Source organism: Streptomyces sp. NPDC001890 (assembly GCF_042891445.1).
Taxonomy (GTDB): Bacteria; Actinomycetota; Actinomycetes; order Streptomycetales; family Streptomycetaceae; genus Streptomyces.
This window is the reverse complement of record NZ_JBIATE010000002.1, coordinates 992,939-1,011,205: the sequence shown is the minus strand read 5'-3', so window position 1 is coordinate 1,011,205 and position 18,267 is coordinate 992,939. Positions and strand designations below refer to the sequence as shown.

Here is an 18,267-nt window from a genome sequence, read left to right as displayed (position 1 = left end):
CTCGACCCCCTCCAAGGAGGCTGTCCCCGTGACCGCCCGCAAGCCGTCCCGCAAGACGCCCGCCCCCACCGAAGCCCCCCGAGCCGAAACACCGGCGCCCGAGGAGGTGGCGGCCCCCGCGGCACCGCCGTCGCCGGAACCGGCCGCCCCGGCCTCGGCGGCCGCGCGGAAGAAGAAGCCGACGGCCGCGCGGGCCGCCGCCGCACCGTCGCGCCCCCGCCGGACCCCCACCGCCACCGCCACCTCCACCGCCCGGGGCGTACGCCAGGCGCACCCGCTCGACGACGCCGACCGGGGCCGGCTGCTCGCCGGTGAGCACCACGCCCCGCACGACCTGCTCGGCGCCCACCCGGTCCGCGGCGGGGTGACCTTCCGGGTGCTGCGCCCGCACGCCCGGTCGGTGACCGTGCTCGCCAAGGGGCTGCGGGCCCAGCTGCACGACGACGGCGACGGCTTCTTCTCCGGGCTGCTGCCGATGACCACGCTGCCCGAGTACCGGCTGCTGGTCGCCTACGCGGACAACGAGATCGAGGTCCAGGACCCGTACCGCTTCCTGCCCGCGCTCGGCGAACTCGATCTGCATCTGATCGGCGAGGGGCGGCACGAGGAGCTGTGGACCGCCCTCGGCGCGCAGCCCATGGAGCACCAGGGGGTGGCGGGCACCCGGTTCACCGTGTGGGCGCCCAACGCCCGCGGGGTGCGGGTCGTCGGTGACTTCAACTACTGGGACGGCACCGGCTTCCCGATGCGCTCGCTCGGCTCCAGCGGGGTGTGGGAGTTGTTCCTGCCCGGGATCGGGGAGGGCGCGCTCTACAAGTTCGACGTCTGCCGCCCGGACGGCTCGCACACGCTGCGGGCCGACCCGATGGCCCGGTACGCCGAGGTGCCGCCCGCCACCGCCTCGATCGTGACGGCCTCGCACCATCAGTGGCGGGACCAGGAGTGGATGGCCCACCGCGGGGACGTCCCGGTGCACGAGGCACCGGTCTCGGTGTACGAGGTGCACCTGCCGTCCTGGCGCCCGGGTCTGACCTACCGCCAACTCGCCGCCCAACTCCCCTCCTACGTAAGGGACCTCGGCTTCACGCATGTGGAACTGATGCCGATCGCCGAGCATCCCTTCGGCGGCTCCTGGGGGTATCAGGTCACCGGGTTCTACGCCCCGACGTCACGCATGGGCACACCCGACGACTTCCGGTTCCTCATCGACTCGCTGCACCGGGCCGGGATCGGGGTGATCGTCGACTGGGTGACCGCGCACTTCCCGCGCGACGACTGGGCGCTGGCTCAGTTCGACGGGCGTCCGCTGTACGAGCACTCGGACCCGTCGCGGGCGGCGCATCCCGACTGGGGCACGCTGGAGTTCGACTACGGACGCACCGAGGTGCGCAACTTCCTGGTGGCCAACGCCACTTACTGGTGCGAGGAGTTCCACATCGACGGACTGCGGGTGGACGCGGTCGCCTCGATGCTCTACCTCGACTACTCGCGCAAGGACGGCGAGTGGTCCCCGAACGAGCACGGCGGACGGGAGAACCTGGACGCCGTCGCCTTCCTCCAGGAGATGAACGCCACCGTCTACCGGCGCAATCCGGGCGTGGTGACCATCGCCGAGGAGTCCACCGCCTGGGACGGCGTCACCCGCGCCACCCACCACGTCGGACACCACGGGTTCGGGGGTCTCGGCTTCGGGCTGAAGTGGAACATGGGCTGGATGCACGACTCGCTGGTGTACGTGTCGAAGGAGCCGGTGCACCGCAAGTACCACCACAACGAGATGACCTTCTCGATGGTGTACGCGTACAGCGAGAACTACGTCCTGCCGATCTCGCACGACGAGGTGGTGCACGGCAAGCGTTCACTGGTCTCCAAGATGCCCGGCGACTGGTGGCAGCAGCGCGCCAACCACCGGGCCTACCTCGGCTTCATGTGGGCCCACCCGGGCAAGCAACTCCTGTTCATGGGACAGGAGTTCGCGCAGGGCGCGGAGTGGTCGGAGGGGCACGGCCCGGACTGGTGGCTGCTCGACCCCTCGTACGCGGCGGAGAGCGACCACCGGGGCGTACGCACCCTGGTGGGCGAACTGAACGCGGTGTACGCCGACACCCCCGCACTCTGGCAGCGCGACACCGTTCCGGAGGGCTTCGACTGGGTCGACGGGGGCGCCGCCGAGGACAACGTCTTCGCCTTCCTGCGCTACGACGCGCACGGCTCACCGCTCCTCTCGGTCAGCAACTTCTCCCCGGTGGTGCGGCACGACTACCGCGTGGGCGTCCCGGACGTGCCCGGGGACCGGGTCGCGTGGGCGGAGGTCCTCAACACCGACGCCGCGCGGTACGGCGGCAGCGACGTACTCCACCCCGGACCGCTGAAGCCCCAACCGGTGGCGGCGCACGGCCGCCGCGGCAGCGTCCTGCTGACGCTGCCACCGCTGGCGACGGTCTGGTTCCGGCCGGTCTGAGCCGGGGCGCGGGGCCCGCTCATGCTCCGCGCCTGGATTCCGCGTTGAGGGCGGCGAGGCAAACGGTCAGCTCCTGAGGCGAGGAGAGCACCTCGATGCCGCGGGCTGCCCGATCATGGGTCGTGGTGGGCGGCGGCCTGCACTACCCTGCCCTCGTAGTTGACGTCGAGTCGGTGGCGCTTGGGGGGGCCTCGTTGAACTCAGGGAAGATGCCAACGCGCGTGATAGCTGGTCGCTACCGGCTGCTCGCGACTCTCGGGTCCGGCGGGATGGGCCGGGTCTGGCGAGCTCACGACCAGCAGTTGGGCGTCGACGTCGCGGTCAAGGAGGTGTTCCGCCGGCCAGGCATCCCCGACAGTCACTGGGAGGAGCTCCTGATCCGGGCCAGGCGGGAGGCCCGCCACGGAGCCCGGCTGCGGGACCACGCCAACATCGTCGCCGTCCACGACGTCGTGATCGAGGACGGCATCCCCTGGACGGTGATGCGCCTGGTGAAGGGCGTCTCCTTGGAATCCCGCCTGAGCAAGGGCCGGCTGACGGTCGAGGATACAACGAAGGTCGCAGCCGCCGTACTCGGCGCCCTCGGGGCGGCTCACGCCGCGGGGATCATCCACCGGGATGTGAAGCCGGCCAACATCATGCTCGGCGACGACGGCGGCGTCCTGCTCACCGACTTCGGCATCGCGATCAACGAGGTCGACACCAAGCTCACCCAGGACGGCGGCATCATCGGGTCGATGGCCTACATCGCCCCCGAACGCGCCGACGGCGAAGAGGGAAGCGAGGCCAGCGACCTCTTCTCCCTCGGTGCCACGCTCTACCAGGCCACCGAGGGGAAGTCCCCGTTCCAACGCGACACCCTCACCGGAACACTGCGGGCCGTTGCCATCCACGAGCCCCCGCCACCGGCCAACGCCGGCCACCTGGCACCACTGATCACCGCCCTCCTGCGCAAGGAACCCGGCGACCGCCCCACGGTGGCCACCGCACTCGCCATGACGACGCCCGGCGCTCGGACCCCTGAAATCATCCAGGACCCCGCACGCGCCGAGCGAGAGGTCGAGCCCAGATACGACGTCATCCTCCTGGACGTCGGTGAAAGTGAGGTCCCGGTCATCCGGGTCTTGCACAGGTTGACCTCGTTGAGCGTCAAGGAGGCCATGCTCCTCGTCTCCCGTGCGCCCCAAAAGGTGCTGACGAAGGTCGACTGGAGAACTGCCGCGGATGCCGAAGACGCTCTGGTCAACGCCGGTGCCAGAGCGGTCTTCAAGCGACACGAACGGCACACCGCATCCACGGAGAGCACGGAACAGCAGCCGCCGGCGACGCCGACCCTGACGCGCACGGCCCGCATGCCCCGCTCGCCGGCGGTCGTCGCACCTCGCGGGAGGCCGGAGCCGACGAAGGCCAACCGAAAGAGCGCAGGCAAGCAGTTCGCCCGAGGCGGGGCCGGGCTGGTGGCTGTTGCGGCCATCGTGGCCATCGCGGCCCTGCTGCCCGAGCAGCAGCACACAGCTGACGCAGCATGTGCCACATGGCGCTCGGCCATGGAGCAAAAAAATGAATGGACTTATTCTCACCCGGTCGGAAGTTTTTCCCAGGCGGATCTCGCAGCGAGAGAAGACCGGCTGGTTTCGATGGAACAGAAAGCCGCCACGCAAACCAGTGACCAGAAATTGAAGACTGCGCTCCAGCAGGCCGCAGCAGACCACATCGGATTGGCCGCCGCCTACCGAGCTCGACATGCTGGCGTCAATAATACAGGCTATGATCACTATTCTCCGGCGGCGAGCCGCGATGACGTGCGGATCCAGGAAATCTGCAATAATCAGTAAATAATTTTCGCTGCCACTGGGCACTCTCCAGCGTGATTACCGGCCGCGAGCCTCCAGACCCTCTCGTCGCAATCGCCGTTCCCGGTCGCACACACCCACGACCGGGGCCGGTGGAGGCGGTGGCAGCGCCCTGGCGGCCTGGAGCAGGCCCTTCACCCCAAGACCCGGACCGCATGCTTTCCCGACACCTGCTTGATGTTTACCGGCCTCGGCGCAGGGGGGGGGCACGACGGCGGCAGTCCGGTCCCGGCCATGAAGCCGTCGAGCGTGACATCCACGCACTGAGCCGTCAGGCCCGAGCCTGAGCGGTCCGATATCGCGAGACTTTGAAATCGCCCCTTGACCCCGGCGCATTCGGTCAGGCATTCACGTTCAGGTGATTCCCCTTCCAGACCCTCCTGAATGTGCGATCGACTTCGTACGATGCTTGCTCAGCGCCGACGCCCACATCGTCGAAGCGGGCTGTTGGTTCCATATTCAATTCAAGGGGAAACTATGTCCTCGAAAAAGAGGAACGTTGTGCGCACGATGGCTGCGGCGCTTGCCGCAGCCGCCGCGTTCACCCTGGCCGGGCCGGCCGGAACCGCTTCCGCCATCGACCACGTGACCTGCGACCCGGACGCGGGCTTCCTGAAGATCTGGTCGCACGACGGCAGTGGGCACGACAGCGTGGACTGCTATGCGAATCGCGGGAAGACCGACTTCGGCGGGTGGTGGGTCGACCAGATCTCCACGGGTAACAACGACGTGAAGTACTACGACGCCAATGGCGATGTGGTGAAGATCCCCCGGAATTCGAATATCAAATATTCGAACGTGCCGAAGGTCGCTGCCATCGAAATCCTGTAGGGATTTCTCCAGGGACGTTCCGAAGTCCCGGTCGCGCAAGCGCGAAGGGGCCGTCGCGGGAGTTCCCGCGACGACCCCTTTCCGGTGCCCGGTGTGGTTACGCCTTCGCCACCGCGTGCTGCTCGTCGCCGTCGCGCGGCTCCGGGACGCCGTGCACGTCGGCGTCCTGGTTGAGCAGCTGCTCGTTCCACGGGAGCGCGCCGGAAAGGACCTTGTCCACCCGCTCCTTGTCGATCTCCTTGGTCCAGGTGCCGACCAGGACGGTGGCGACCGCGTTGCCCGCGAAGTTCGTCATGGCGCGGGCCTCGCTCATGAAGCGGTCGATGCCGACGATCAGGCCGACGCCGTCCACCAGGCCGGGGCGGTGCGACTGGAGGCCGCCCGCGAGGGTGGCCAGGCCCGCGCCGGTGACTCCGGCCGCGCCCTTCGAGGCGACGATCATGAAGAGCAGCAGCGAGACCTGCTCACCGGCGCTCAGCGGGTCGCCCATCGCGTTGGCGATGAAGAGCGAGGACATCGTGAGGTAGATCGCGGTGCCGTCGAGGTTGAAGGAGTAGCCGGTCGGCACGGTGATGCCGACGACCGGGCGGCTGACCCCGAGGTGCTCCATCTTCGCGATGAGCCGGGGCAGGGCCGACTCGGAGGAGGAGGTGGAGAGGATCAGCAGGAACTCGCGCCCCAGGTACTTCAGCAGGGCGATCAGGTTGACCCCGGCGACCAGCCGCAGGATGGCGCCGAGCACCACGAAGACGAAGATCGCGCAGGTGAGGTAGAAGCCGATCATGATGATCGCGAGGGACTTCAGCGCGTCCACGCCGGTCTCGCCGACCACCGCCGCCATCGCACCGAACGCGCCGACCGGGGCCGCCCACATGATCATGGCGAGGATGCGGAAGACGAGGCGCTGGATGTGGCCGATGCCGCGCAGCACCGGTTCGCCGGCCGAGCCCATGGCCTGGAGCGCGAAGCCCGCGAGCAGCGCGACGAGCAGGGTCTGGAGCACTTCGCCCTCGGTGAAGGCGGAGACGATCGTGGTCGGGATGATGCCGAGCAGGAAGTCGGTGGTGGACTCGCTCGCCCCGGCCGCCTGCTTCTCACCGGCAGCGCGCACGGCCTCGGTGAGATGGAGGCCCTGGCCGGGCTCCAGGAGGTTGCCGACGAGCAGGCCGATGGCGAGCGCGACGGTCGACATCACCAGGAAGTAGCCGAGGGCGAGGCCGCCGACCGCGCCGACCTTGGCGGCCTTGCGCACCGAGCCGACGCCCAGCACGATCGTGCAGAAGATGATGGGCGAGATCATCATCTTGATCAGGTTCACGAAGCCGGTGCCGATCGGCTTGAGCTCGACGGCGACGCCGGGGGCCACGAAGCCCACCAGGATGCCGAGCGCCACGGCCGCGATCACGGCCAGATACAGATAGTGCGTGCGGTCCCGCTTGGCGGCTGCCACTCCCACGGGGGTTCTCCTCGGTTCGTCCGGGTCGATCCCCCGTCCCTGGGGGTCGCAAGGGCTGTCCGGCGGATCGGTCGATCGGTGCCGTCGGAAAAACCCTTGGTGAATATCTCGTTCCCTGTGACGGCGGTCACCGTTGCGTGCATTTCGTTCATGTGTTTTCGGCCAGGCAGACTGGTGCCATGCGTCTCCCCCGTCCCCGGACCCGCCCGCGCAGCCTGGCCGGTCAGCTGTTCGCCATGCAGGTGGTGCTGGTGGCGGCCGTGGTGGCGGGGTGCGCGTTCTTCGCGTACGTCTCCGGCAGCGCGCAGGCGAAGGAGACCGCGGCCCGGCAGGTCAGGGCGGCCGCGCTGGCGATCGCCGACTCGCCGTCGGTGCGGGAGGCGATCGGCACCCCGGACCCGTCCGCCGTGCTTCAGCCGTACGCGGAGCAGGTCCGCAGGGACACCGGGATCACCTTCGTCACGATCATGTCCCCGGAGCGGGTCCGCTGGACGCACCCGGACGCCGACCGGATCGGGGAGACCTTCCTCGGGCACACCGCGCGGGCGCTGCGCGGCGAGACGTTCACGGAGACGTACACCGGCACGCTCGGTCCCTCGATCCGGGTCGTCACCCCGATCCGGGACGGCTCCCGGATCATCGGGCTGGTCAGTGCGGGCATCACGGTCGAACGGGTCTCCTCGCAGGTGCGGGCGCAGCTCGGGGCGCTGGGACTGGCTGCGGGCGGGGCGCTGGCGCTCGGCGGCATCGGCACGTATGTGATCAACGCCAGGCTGCGGCGGCACACGCACGGCATGAACGCCGCGGAGCTGAGCCGGATGCACGACTACCACCAGGCCACGCTGCACGCGGTGCGCGAGGGGCTGCTGATGCTCGACGGGCGGCGCCGGATCGCGCTGATCAACGACGCGGGCCGGGAGCTGCTCGGTCTGGGGCCGGGTGCGGTGGGGCGCAGGGTCGCCGAGCTGGAGCTGCCGGCGCCGCTGACCGGTGCGCTGCTCGCCTCCGAGGAGCGGGTCGACGAACTGCATCTGACGGCGGACCGGGTGATCGTGGTCAACACCCGTCCGGTGGTGGGCGGGGAGCAGCGCGGCACCGTCGTGACGCTGCGCGATCACACGGAACTCCAGGCGCTGTCCGGCGAGTTGGACTCCGAGCGGGGGTTCACCCAGGCGTTGCGCTCGCAGGCGCACGAGGCGGCGAACCGGCTGCACACCGTCGTCTCGCTGATCGAACTGGGCCGGGCCGAGGAGGCGGTGGGCTTCGCCACCGCCGAGCTGGAGCTGGCCCAGGCCCTCACCGACCGGGTGGTGGGAGCGGTCGCCGAACCGGTACTGGCCGCGCTGCTGCTCGGCAAGGCGGCGCAGGCCAACGAACGGGGGGTGGAGCTGGTGCTCGCGGACGACAGCCTGATCGACGACGGCGACCTGCCGGCGACCCTGTCGCACCGGGATCTGGTGACGATACTCGGCAATCTGATCGACAACGCGGTGGACGCGGCGTCGGAGGCGGTGACCGGTGTGCCGGGTCCCGGGTCCGTGCCCGCCCAGCGGGGACCGGGGAGCGGGCGGGCCGCCCGCGCCCGGGTCACCGTCACCGCGCTGGCCGGGGAGGGCGAACTGCTGCTGCGGGTCGCCGACACCGGGGCCGGGATCGATCCGGCGGACGCCGCCGAGGTGTTCGAGCGGGGCTGGTCGACGCACGGGGCGGGCCGGGGCATCGGGCTCGCCCTCGTACAGCAGGCGGTGCACCGCAACGGCGGCACGGTCACCCTGGACGGCGGTGAGGGCGGTGGCGGTGCGTGCTTCACGGTGCGGCTGCCGCTGGCCTTCGCCGGACGCACGGCGCACCCCACGAAGGAGGCCACGGCGTGATCCGGGTACTGATCGTCGAGGACGATCCCGTCGCCGCCGACGCCCACCGGCTGTACGTGGGCCGCGTCCCCGGATTCACGGTGGCGGCCGTCGCGCATTCGCGGGCGGAGGCGGTGCGGGCGCTGGACCGTACCCCGGTCGATCTGCTGCTCCTGGATCTGTACCTGCCCGACGGGCACGGTCTGCAACTGCTGCGCTCGCTGCGCGCGGCCGGGCACTCGGCGGACGTCATCGCGGTGACGTCGGCGCGCGATCTGGCGGTGGTCCGGGAGGGGGTGTCGCTCGGGGTCGTCCAGTACGTGCTGAAGCCGTTCACCTTCGCCACCCTGCGCGACCGGCTGGTGCGCTACGCGGAGTTCCGCGCGGCGGCCGGTGAGGCGAGCGGCCAGGACGAGGTGGACCGGGCGATCGGCGTACTGCGCGCCCCGCAGCCGGCCCGGCTGCCGAAGGGGCTGAGCAGCCCGACGCTGGAGGCCGTCACCCGCGCCCTGCGGGCCGCCCCGGACGGGGTGACGGCGGCGGCGGCCGGGGAGGAGCTGGGGATCTCGCGGATCACCGCGCGCCGTTATCTGGAGCACCTGGTGACGGTGGGGCGCGCGGTGCGCAGTCCGCAGTACGGCCAGATCGGGCGCCCGGAGCTGCACTACCGGTGGGTGACCCGCAACGGCTGACGGATATACGGCACCTGCGCCCGCGTCCTCGTCGGCTCGACGTGGACGCGGGCGCGGGCGCGGTGTTGTTCGCCCGGCTGCTTCAGCGCTCCTGGAACAGCGACCGGGCGTGGCTCAGGCCGTACCTGGCGACGTCGGTGCCCAGTTCGACCCCGGCCTCGTCCGCGAGTCGGGTGTGGATGCCCAGCCAGACCCGCGCGTCCATGTTCTCCAGCGTGAGCTGGTGCCATGCGGTGTAGGTACGGACGACGCCCGGTGCCGTGCCGCTGGTCAGGGTGAACGGGGCCGTGCGCGGTCCCGCGAGGGCGGTGAGAACGGTTTCCGTCGCGCCCGCGTAGGTGTTGTGGCCGCTGGGGTAGTCCGGGTGCGCCGGGGTGGTGTGCAGCGGGGTCCACGACGGGTCGGCGGCGATCTCGCCGACGCCGGCCCGGATCGCGGTGACGGGGCGCCACAGCGGATGGGTGTACTTGGTGTCGGAGGTGGCGATCTGGGTGTCCACCAGTGTGGCGTGGGTCAGGGCGACGAGTTCGGCCTGCTTGGCCAGTGGCTGGTGGGACGTGGCGGCGAGCGCGACGCGAATCGGCTTGGTCCACAGTGCGAGCGACGAGTCGAACCAGAAGTTGGCCGTGTCGGTCTGCCGCGCGGTGCGCGCGGTGCTGTTCAGCTCGCCGAAGTCCCGGACCTCCTTCAGGTCGGTCCGGTACCGCTCGGACGTCACAGCGGGCGGCGCGGGCAGCCGGAACTGGTCGGCGCTCTTCAGGAGGAAGGGCCGGGCGAACCGGCTGCCGTTCTGGATGGCGGGGGCGTACGCGGGCGGGGTGGGCTGCCAGACGCCCGGCGCGGCCGGCGGCACGGTGAAGGGGGCGTTCACGGAGGCCGCGTCGAGGCCGTCGCCCTCGCGCTCGTGCAGGACCTCCAGCGCCTGGCGTTCGCCCGCCGCGACGCCCAGGCTCTCGGCCGGGCCGTCGGGAGTCCGGTCCAGGGTCTGCCGCAGGGCGGCATCCAGTTCCGGGGCGCGGGTGGGCGCCAGCTCGACCAGGGCGCGGTGCACCGCGGCGGCCAGCGCCGCGTCCTGGTAGTCCCCGCGGTCGACCCCGGACGGCACATGCTGCAGGGCCCGCGCCGCCGCGATCCAGCTGATCGCCCAGGTGCGGTTGTTGGTCACCGGAGGCAGCGCCGATCCGGCCGTCGCGATCGTGTCGGCCGTGGTGTCGTACCAGTCGAGCGCCACGGAGGTGCGGTCGTGCCCGGACGCGGGGGCGGCGACGCCCGGCGCCGCGCCGGAGGCGACCAGCAGTGCCGTGGAGGCCACCAGGGCCGCACGGGTCTTCGTAATTCTCACGGGAGTAGCTCCTGATGGTGGGGTCGGGCCGGATGCCTGCAGCGGCGTTCCTCCTGGCCTGGTGGTGTTCAGGCGGGGTCGCCGTCGATGTGGAAGGGGACGGTGACGATGTTGGAGGCGACGCCCATCCGGTCCAGGTCCTCGGCGCCGATCTTCCCGTCGCCGTCGAGGTCCTTCACGACGGCGGGTGCGTCGTTGTAGACGCCGTCGTGGTCGAGGTCGTCGACAACCGCCACGGTCAGGGTGGTGTCGACGTTCTGCCCCACGATGGGGGCGCCGACGATCCAGGTGTCCCACAGCTCGGTCGAGTGCGGGGTGCGGTCGGTGACGCCGGAGAGGTTGAACAGATTGGCCAGGTTGGTACCGGGCCCGGAGAAGCCGGGGAGGGTGCTGTTGGTGGTGGAGTCCAGCACGACCAGTCCAGGGAGCTTCTCGTCCCGGCCGGTGGAGAACGTACCGGGGAAGGGGGCGGTGTTGTTGTGCGCGGCCGGGCCGGTGAGCTGGAGCCCGTTGTAGCCGGTCTGGGCCAGGGTCTTGCCCTGGAAGGAGAGCTTCAGGTCCACGATCCAGCCCTTGCCCTCCACGCCCGCGTTGTCCCCGCGCCGGGGCGCGACGACCTTCACCTTGACCGGGTGCTTCGCGGTGGCGGTGGACTCGTCCGGGGTCGAAGCGTTCGCATTGGACAGTCCGAAGGCCGTGGCGCCGAGGCCGAGCATCACGGCCGCACTCGCGCCGAGGGTCCAGACGCGCTTGTTCTTCCTCATGACTTGTTCTCCTGGGTGTCGGGGGCTTGCGGCCAGGTGTACGACCGCCTGCGGCACCCGGTTCAATCCGCGGATGAACTTGTACCCCCCGCTCGTCGTACACGTAGCTGCGAGGCGCACGATCGGTGCCTCAGGACACGAGAAGCCGCAGGTCGCAGCCGTCCCCCGGGACAGCTCGGCCGATGCGGCCAGGCATGGAAGTGAGTCGGATGGACCGGATCCGGTTCCGCGCCTCCCCGCGGCGCGGACTGCCGGCCGCCCGCGGTTCGGGCCCGGCCGTGCTCCGAGCAACCCCAGCCCGCGAGACGAGGACATCGAGCGTGACGCCGGACGAGCAGTTGATGACTGCGTTGTACACCGAGCACCACGATGTGCTGCTCTCCTTCGTGCGCAGGTACGTGCGCAGCCCTGAGCAGGCGGAGGACATGGTGCAGGAGACGTTGTTGCGTGCCTGGCGCAGCATCGACAGGATCGAGCCGAGCCAGGTCACCATCCGCTCCTATCTCTTCACGATCGCCCGCAACGTGCTCACCGACAGCTGGCGTGCCGAGCAGCGGCGCCCGGAACCGCTCTACGACGACGAAGCGCTCGCGGCCCTGCCTTCCGCCGATGACGTGGAGGCGGCGCTGGAGGGCCACGTGATCACCGCGGCGCTGGAACGGCTGTCCGGCGAGCATCGTGATGTGATCCAGGCTCTGTACTTCGAGGGGCTGACCGTTGCCGAGTCCGCGTCACGACTCACGATCCCGGAGGGAACGGTCAAGTCCCGCGCCTACTACGCCGTACGCAACCTGCGCGCAGCCTTTGAAGAAATGGGAGTTCTGCGGTGAGCACCGACCACGATGACGTGCGCATGCTGATCGGCGCATATGTGCTGGGCGGCCTCGGCGAGACCGACCGCCGCACCCTGGAGTCCCACCTGCCCGTGTGCCAGGAATGCCGTGACGAGCTCGCGAGCTCGGCCCCGCTGGCCGGACTGCTCCGCCGCGCCCCGGCCATGTCCGCGCCCCGCCCCCCGGCCGCGCGCGGGACCGGCACCGACGCGGCGCCGCCGGCCGGGCTCGGCCGCCTGCTGGAGCAGGTCCGCACCGCCGATGCCGTACGCAGGCGCCGGGCTCGTCGGCAGTGGCTGGCACTGGCCGCGTCCCTGATCGTGGTCGCCGGGCTCGGAGTGGGGTCGGTGCTGCAGTCCCGGCACCCGGCCGGCCCGGCCGGCCCGGCCACCGCCTTCACCTCGGCCGCCGGGTACTCCGTGTCCGGCCGCGCCACGCTCACGGACAAGCCCTGGGGCACCGCGGTGAGCGTCACCCTGGCCGACCTGCCCGCAGGAGCACCGGGACCCTTCGTCCTCCAGGTCTCCTCGGTGGACGGCCGCAAGGAGCAGGCGGCCACCTGGGCGATCACTCCCAACGGCAACGCCGCCGTGACGGGGGCGAGTGCCGTGCGCCTTCCCGACATCCGGTCCATTTCCGTGATGGACCACGAGGGACGCCTGGTCGCCACGGCCCGACCGCTCTGACCGGCCTCCGCCGCCATCCCGCGGGCCGCTCCGCCGCCGGCCCGCGGGACGGTCCCGCCCGCCCCGCGCGGGGCGGCGCGGGGAGCCGTCGGTCCGCGTCTAGGACGTTCCTACGATCCGTGGATATCGGTGGAACACACCGTAGTCATTCCATGCCTTGACTCCTACCGTGGGGCCGTGCACCCGTCCCCGCCGTTCAACGCCCCCGCCGCCCGCCGACTGCGCGAGGCCCTGGGGATGGTTCCCGGCCATGTCGCCTACGGGCTCGGGGCCCAGTACGGGCTCCGGGTCAGCACCGAGACGGTGGTTGCCTGGGAGCGCGGGCTCGCCTCGCCGAACGAGTACGAACTCACGGCGCTGGCCGGGGTGTTGTGGTGTTCGCCGGGCGAACTGCTCACCGCCGCGCGCACCCTGCGGGAGCACCGGGTGGCCAGGGAGCTGGCCGTGGAGGAGCTGGCGCGGCTGCTGGGGATGTCCGCCTCCGCGTATCTGCGGATGGAGGATTCGGGGCGCTGGCGCGGCAACGAACGCCAGTCCGCGGTGCTCGCCGAGGTGCTGGGGCTGACACCCGCCGGGTTCGTGACGGTGTCCGGGCGGGACGAGGAGCTGGCGGAGCTGCTGCGCGGCGCGGTGACCACGCGCTGGCAGGCCCAGCTGCGGCCGGTGGCCAAGCTGGTGCCGCTGGAGCGTGGGTTCCTCCAGGACGTGCTGGAGCAACTGCACACCGACTACCAGGCGCTGATGGTGTCGACGCTGAGCTGGAGCAGCACGGGTACGGAGCGGGCCGGGGCCACGGGCGACTCGGGGCGGGTGTTCCTGGCGGAGATCCTGGAACGGTTCTGGCGGGCGGCAGGGGTGCCGGGGCCGGACGGCCACTGAACCGCCCGGCCCCTTCCCCCGTACGCGCTCAGCCGCCGGCCGTCTTCGTGACCACCGGGTCGAAGGAGAACAGGCTTCCCCGGTCCGCTCCGTCGCAGCTCGTCTGCACCAGCTTGGCGCCGCGCTCCTTGCTGTTCCCCTCGGCACCGACGCACAGGCGGGTGTGGGCGGGACGGATGCGGTACCCCTCGACGGGACGGCCGACGGGCTCGATCAGGAACTGCTCCGCATCGCCGCGTTCGCCACAACCCTGGTCCTGCAACCCGGCTCCGGCATCCCGCATCCCGTCCCAGACTCCGGTGCAGCCCAGGTCGTACTCCGGGTGATCGGTCACGATCCGCCAGGCGTCGCCGGCCAGCCGCTTGAGGGAGAAACTCGGGATCGTCTCCTGGTCGCACGGCACCTGGTACAGCCGCCCGCTGTCGCTGCCCCGCTTCTCGGAGAGGCAGAACCCGGAGTGCACGGACCGTATCTGCACCGTCCGCCCGGCCACGGGCCCGCTCACGGGGGTGGCTTCCCGCCCGTCGTCCCGTACGAGGAGGGTGACGGTCACCGCGGCGGCGGCGAGCACGACGAGCCCGACGGCGGCGGCCAGAACGGTCCTGGACCGGCGCCGGCCGGCCGGGGCCGCCGGTCCGGGCAGCGGGACGGTGGGCGGCTCCGACGAGTGCCCGGCGATGGCTTCGGGTGCCGCCGCGGGCTCCTCCACCGTCGCGGCCCGCTCCCCGTGCACGGCGAGTTCCTTGCGCACGGCGAGCCAGTCCGCCACCTCCGCGGGCCCGCAGCCGCAGGCCCGTACGAAGGCGGCGAGGAGCTCCTCGCGCGGGACCGACGTACGCCCCAGCATGTTGGCGATCGTGGAGCGCGGCAGCACGTCCCCGACCGCTTCGGCCCGCTGGGCCAGTTCGCGGTACGTCAGACCCGACGCCTCCTTGAGCACCCCCAACAGGGCTATGAACTCGGGCGTGTTGCGCGCCCCACGAGGATCCGGAGCTCTGCCCTCGACGACCATCTGCTGTGCCTCTCCCCTGGATTCCACGCCCGGACAAGGTTGGGACATGTCCCGGACAGGGACAAGCCTTGTTGATCCGGTCCGTCGGCTCAAGAGTTGTTTCCGGCACCGCGGCCCGTCCGGATCCGACCATCCGGAACGGTCCCGGACGCCGGGGGAACGGCAAGCGGCCCTGACCGTCCACGGGGGGACAGTCAGGGCCGCAGGGTCGTTCGAGCGGGGCCGCTGCCGTGCGGCCGGGGCCGGAGCGGGTCAGAAGACCGACTCGGCCTCGTCCATCCGGTCCTTGGGCACCGTCTTGAGCTGTGTGATCGCGTCGGCAAGCGGAACCATCTCGATGTCGGTGCCGCGCAGCGCCGTCATCCGGCCGAAGTCCCCCCGGTGCGCCGCCTCCACCGCGTGCCAGCCGAAGCGGGTGGCGAGCACCCGGTCGTACGCGGTCGGCGTGCCGCCCCGCTGCACATGGCCGAGAATGACCGGCCGGGCCTCCTTGCCGAGCCGGGTCTCCAGCTCGATGGCCAGCCGGTTGCCGATGCCCTGGAAGCGCTCGTGGCCGAACTGGTCGATCTCGCCCTTGGCGTACGGCATGGAGCCCTCCGCCGGATGCGCGCCCTCGGCCACGCAGATGACCGCGAACTTCTTGCCGCGCGCGAAGCGTTCCTCGACCATCTTCACCAGGTCCTCGACCTGGAAGCGGCGCTCGGGAAGACAGATGCCGTGCGCGCCGCCCGCCATTCCGGACTCCAGCGCGATCCAGCCCGCGTGCCGGCCCATCACCTCGACGACCATGACCCGCTGGTGCGATTCGGCGGTGGTCTTGAGGCGGTCTATGGCGTCGGTGGCGACGCCCACCGCCGTGTCGAAGCCGAAGGTCCGGTCCGTGGCGGAGATGTCGTTGTCGATGGTCTTGGGGACGCCGACGACGGGCATGCCCGCGTCCGACAGCATCCGGGCCGCGGTGAGGGTGCCCTCGCCGCCGATCGGGATGAGGGCGTCCATACCGTAACGGCGGCTCAGCTCGGCGCAGTTCTCGGCGGCCTCGCGCAGCCGGTCGCGCTCCAGCCGGGCCGAGCCGAGGATGGTGCCGCCGCGGGCGAGGATGCCGCTGACCGCGTTGAGGTCGAGGGGGCGGAAATGTCCGTCGAGGAGGCCCTTGAACCCGTCCTCGAAGCCGATGACTTCATCGCCGTGGCCCACCACGGCGCGGTGCACGACCGACCGGATCACTGCGTTCAGACCTGGGCAGTCGCCGCCTGCGGTGAGAATTCCGATGCGCATCGTGCCTTGTCTCCTGCTCGCTAGTGCCGTGCATTTCGGGGGACGTCCACTGAATCCCCCGTACCGTGAGCCACGACGATTGTCCCACGACTGGTCTGGTCCAAACGAGAGCCCCTGCGCCCGGCGCCCTCCGGGACGGCTCCGCGGCCCCCGCACGGGGCGCTTCGCCCGGCGGGCGACGCCTCGGTTGCCACGGGTATCGTCAACATGGCAATACCATCCCAAACCGCAATTGGACGGGAGAACACGCGTGACGCGCAGCGTGTACGTGACCGGGATCGACCGGGGAGACGGCCGGCAGGTCGTCGATCTGGGAGTCATGGAGCTCCTGACGCGTCAGGTGGACCGGGTCGGGGTGTTCCGGCCGCTCGTCCACGACGGACCCGATCGCCTGTTCGAACTGCTGCGGGCCCGCTACCGGCTCTCCCAGGAACCCGCGTCGGCCTACGGGCTCGACTACCACGAGGCGTCCGCGCTCCAGGCGGAACAGGGCACCGACGAGCTGGTCTCCCGGCTGGTCGACCGGTTCCACCAGGTGGCCCGGAAGTACGAGGTGGTGCTGGTGCTCGGCACCGACTTCGCCGCCACCCAGCTCCCCGACGAGCTGGCCCTCAACGCCCGCCTGGCCAACGAGTTCGGCGCCTCGGTGATCGCGGTGGTCGGCGGAAAGGGGCAGACCGCGGAGTCCGTGCGGGCCGAGACCCGCAACGCCTACCGCGCGTACGCCGGACTGGGCTGCGACGTGATCGCGATGATCGTGAACCGGGTGGCGGCCGAGGACCGCGACGCCCTCGCGGAGCGGCTGACGGCCACGCTGCCCGTCCCCTGCTCGGTCCTGCCCGACGACGCGGCGCTCTCCGCGCCGACCGTCGCCCAGATCACCGCGGCGCTCGGCGGCACGGTCCTGCTCGGCGACGACTCCGGGCTGGCGAGGGACGCGCTGGACTTCGTCTTCGGCGGCGCGATGCTGCCGAACATGCTGAACGCGCTGACGCCGGGCTGCCTGGTGGTCACGCCCGGGGACCGGGCGGACCTGGTCGTCGGCTCGCTGGCCGCGCACAGCGCCGGGACGCCGCCCATCGCGGGGGTGCTGCTGACCCTGGACGAGCGCCCCGGCGAGGAGATACTCAGGCTGGCCGCGCGACTCGCACCGGGCACCCCGGTCGTGTCGGTGGCCGGCGGATCCTTCCCCACCGCGGCCCGGCTCTTCGCCCTGGAGGGCAAGCTGAACGCCGCGACGCCCCGCAAGGCGGAGACCGCGCTGGGCCTCTTCGAGCGCCATGTGGACACCGGAGCCCTGCTGGAGCGGATATCGGTGGCCCGCAGCGGCCGCGTCACCCCGATGATGTTCGAGCACGAACTGCTGGAGCAGGCCCGCGCCGACCGGCGCCGGGTCGTGCTGCCGGAGGGCACCGAGGAGCGGGTGCTGCGCGCCGCCGACGTACTGATGCGCCGCGACGTCTGCGACCTCACCCTGCTCGGCGACCCCGACGTCATCCGCAAGAAGGCCGCCGACCTCGGCATCGACCTCGCCGGTACGCAGCTCATCGACCCGCAGACCGCCGAACTGCGCCAGACCTTCGCCGAGCGGTACGCCCAGCTGCGGGCGCACCGCGGGGTCACGGTGGAGCTGGCGTACGACGTCGTCGCGGACGTCAACTACTTCGGCACCCTGATGGTCCAGGAGGGGCTCGCGGACGGCATGGTCTCCGGGGCGGTGCACTCCACCGCGGCGACGATCCGTCCCGCCTTCGAGATCATCAAGACGAAGCCGGACGCCTCGATCGTCTCTTCCGTCTTCTTCATGTGCCTCGCCGACAAGGTGCTGGTGTACGGCGACTGCGCGGTCAATCCGGACCCGGACGCGGAGCAGCTCGCCGACATCGCGGTGCAGTCGGCGGCCACCGCCGCCCGGTTCGGCGTGGACCCGCGGATCGCGATGCTGTCGTACTCGACGGGGACCTCGGGGTCGGGTGCCGATGTCGACAAGGTGCGCGCGGCGACGGACCGGGTCCGCGCGAGCAGGCCGGACCTGCGGATCGAGGGCCCGATCCAGTACGACGCCGCGGTGGAGCCGAGCGTCGCCGCGACGAAGCTGCCCGGCTCCGAGGTGGCGGGCCAGGCGACGGTGCTGATCTTCCCGGACCTGAACACCGGCAACAACACGTACAAGGCCGTGCAGCGCTCGGCGGGCGCGGTGGCCGTCGGACCGGTGCTCCAGGGGCTGCGGAAGCCCGTCAACGACCTGTCCCGGGGCGCGCTCGTCCAGGACATCGTCAATACCGTGGCCATCACGGCGATCCAGGCGCAGGGCAAGGAGTGAACGG

14 protein-coding genes are annotated in these 18,267 nt (G+C 71.1%); 9 read left to right on the top strand and 5 right to left on the bottom strand.

Annotated elements, in window-relative coordinates; translation table 11 throughout:
• Window positions 1-28 precede the first annotated feature (28 nt).
• From glgB to ACFYY1_RS10720, 3 genes are all read left to right on the top strand, one after another.
• Window positions 29-2,461 carry a 1,4-alpha-glucan branching enzyme gene (glgB, locus tag ACFYY1_RS10730; RefSeq protein ID WP_388583214.1) on the top strand — a complete coding sequence of 811 codons (2,433 nt, stop codon included), beginning with the start codon at window positions 29-31 and terminating at the stop codon, window positions 2,459-2,461.
• Between the two features lie 209 nt (window positions 2,462-2,670).
• Window positions 2,671-4,296, top strand: a complete 1,626-nt coding sequence (locus ACFYY1_RS10725) for a ribosomal protein L7/L12 (protein WP_388583212.1) — start codon at window positions 2,671-2,673, stop codon at window positions 4,294-4,296.
• A 495-nt stretch (window positions 4,297-4,791) separates the two neighbouring features.
• The gene (locus ACFYY1_RS10720) at window positions 4,792-5,145 is read left to right on the top strand and encodes a beta/gamma crystallin domain-containing protein (RefSeq protein ID WP_388583210.1); all 354 of its coding nucleotides are present in this window, start codon (window positions 4,792-4,794) and stop codon (window positions 5,143-5,145) included.
• A 97-nt stretch (window positions 5,146-5,242) separates the two neighbouring features.
• Here the strand turns inward: ACFYY1_RS10720 and ACFYY1_RS10715 are convergent, their stop codons facing one another.
• Window positions 5,243-6,601, bottom strand: a complete 1,359-nt coding sequence (locus ACFYY1_RS10715) for a cation:dicarboxylate symporter family transporter (RefSeq protein ID WP_388583208.1) — start codon at window positions 6,599-6,601, stop codon at window positions 5,243-5,245.
• Between the two features lie 179 nt (window positions 6,602-6,780).
• On the opposite strand from ACFYY1_RS10715, the gene ACFYY1_RS10710 reads away from it, so the two are divergent.
• Both ACFYY1_RS10710 and ACFYY1_RS10705 read left to right on the top strand, forming a co-directional pair.
• Complete coding sequence (locus ACFYY1_RS10710; RefSeq protein WP_388583206.1) at window positions 6,781-8,475, top strand: ATP-binding protein; 1,695 nt, start codon at window positions 6,781-6,783, stop codon at window positions 8,473-8,475.
• On the top strand, window positions 8,472-9,146 hold the full coding sequence (locus tag ACFYY1_RS10705) for a response regulator (RefSeq protein WP_376308227.1): 675 nt from the start codon (window positions 8,472-8,474) through the stop codon (window positions 9,144-9,146). Before ACFYY1_RS10710 ends, ACFYY1_RS10705 begins: the two co-directional genes overlap by 4 nt.
• 82 nt (window positions 9,147-9,228) lie before the next feature.
• On the opposite strand, the gene ACFYY1_RS10700 is transcribed toward ACFYY1_RS10705, so the two are convergent.
• Window positions 9,229-10,488 carry a vanadium-dependent haloperoxidase gene (locus tag ACFYY1_RS10700; protein ID WP_388583204.1) on the bottom strand — a complete coding sequence of 420 codons (1,260 nt, stop codon included), beginning with the start codon at window positions 10,486-10,488 and terminating at the stop codon, window positions 9,229-9,231.
• Between the two features lie 68 nt (window positions 10,489-10,556).
• Window positions 10,557-11,252, bottom strand: a complete 696-nt coding sequence (locus ACFYY1_RS10695; RefSeq protein WP_388583203.1) for a hypothetical protein — start codon at window positions 11,250-11,252, stop codon at window positions 10,557-10,559.
• A gap of 320 nt (window positions 11,253-11,572) precedes the next feature.
• Here ACFYY1_RS10695 and ACFYY1_RS10690 point away from each other — a divergent pair, with 320 nt between their 5' ends.
• The 3 genes from ACFYY1_RS10690 (at window position 11,573) to ACFYY1_RS10680 (ending at window position 13,650) form a co-directional block, all read left to right on the top strand.
• Window positions 11,573-12,082, top strand: a complete 510-nt coding sequence (locus tag ACFYY1_RS10690; protein WP_388583201.1) for a sigma-70 family RNA polymerase sigma factor — start codon at window positions 11,573-11,575, stop codon at window positions 12,080-12,082.
• Window positions 12,079-12,771, top strand: a complete 693-nt coding sequence (locus ACFYY1_RS10685; protein ID WP_388583199.1) for an anti-sigma factor family protein — start codon at window positions 12,079-12,081, stop codon at window positions 12,769-12,771. Before ACFYY1_RS10690 ends, ACFYY1_RS10685 begins: the two co-directional genes overlap by 4 nt.
• A gap of 237 nt (window positions 12,772-13,008) precedes the next feature.
• Window positions 13,009-13,650 (top strand): helix-turn-helix domain-containing protein, encoded by a 642-nt coding sequence (locus tag ACFYY1_RS10680; RefSeq protein ID WP_388583496.1) that lies wholly within the window; start codon window positions 13,009-13,011, stop codon window positions 13,648-13,650.
• Window positions 13,651-13,678: 28 nt separating this feature from the next.
• Here the strand turns inward: ACFYY1_RS10680 and ACFYY1_RS10675 are convergent, their stop codons facing one another.
• Window positions 13,679-14,689: a helix-turn-helix domain-containing protein gene (locus ACFYY1_RS10675; protein WP_388583197.1), complete on the bottom strand. Its 1,011-nt coding sequence runs from the start codon at window positions 14,687-14,689 to the stop codon at window positions 13,679-13,681.
• A gap of 225 nt (window positions 14,690-14,914) precedes the next feature.
• Window positions 14,915-15,940, bottom strand: coding sequence for an ATP-dependent 6-phosphofructokinase (locus ACFYY1_RS10670; RefSeq protein ID WP_351260071.1), 1,026 nt, complete (start codon window positions 15,938-15,940; stop codon window positions 14,915-14,917).
• A gap of 250 nt (window positions 15,941-16,190) precedes the next feature.
• Between ACFYY1_RS10670 and pta the strand changes: the two genes are divergently transcribed.
• Window positions 16,191-18,263, top strand: a complete 2,073-nt coding sequence (gene pta / locus ACFYY1_RS10665; protein ID WP_388583196.1) for a phosphate acetyltransferase — start codon at window positions 16,191-16,193, stop codon at window positions 18,261-18,263.
• Window positions 18,264-18,267: the final 4 nt, after the last annotated feature.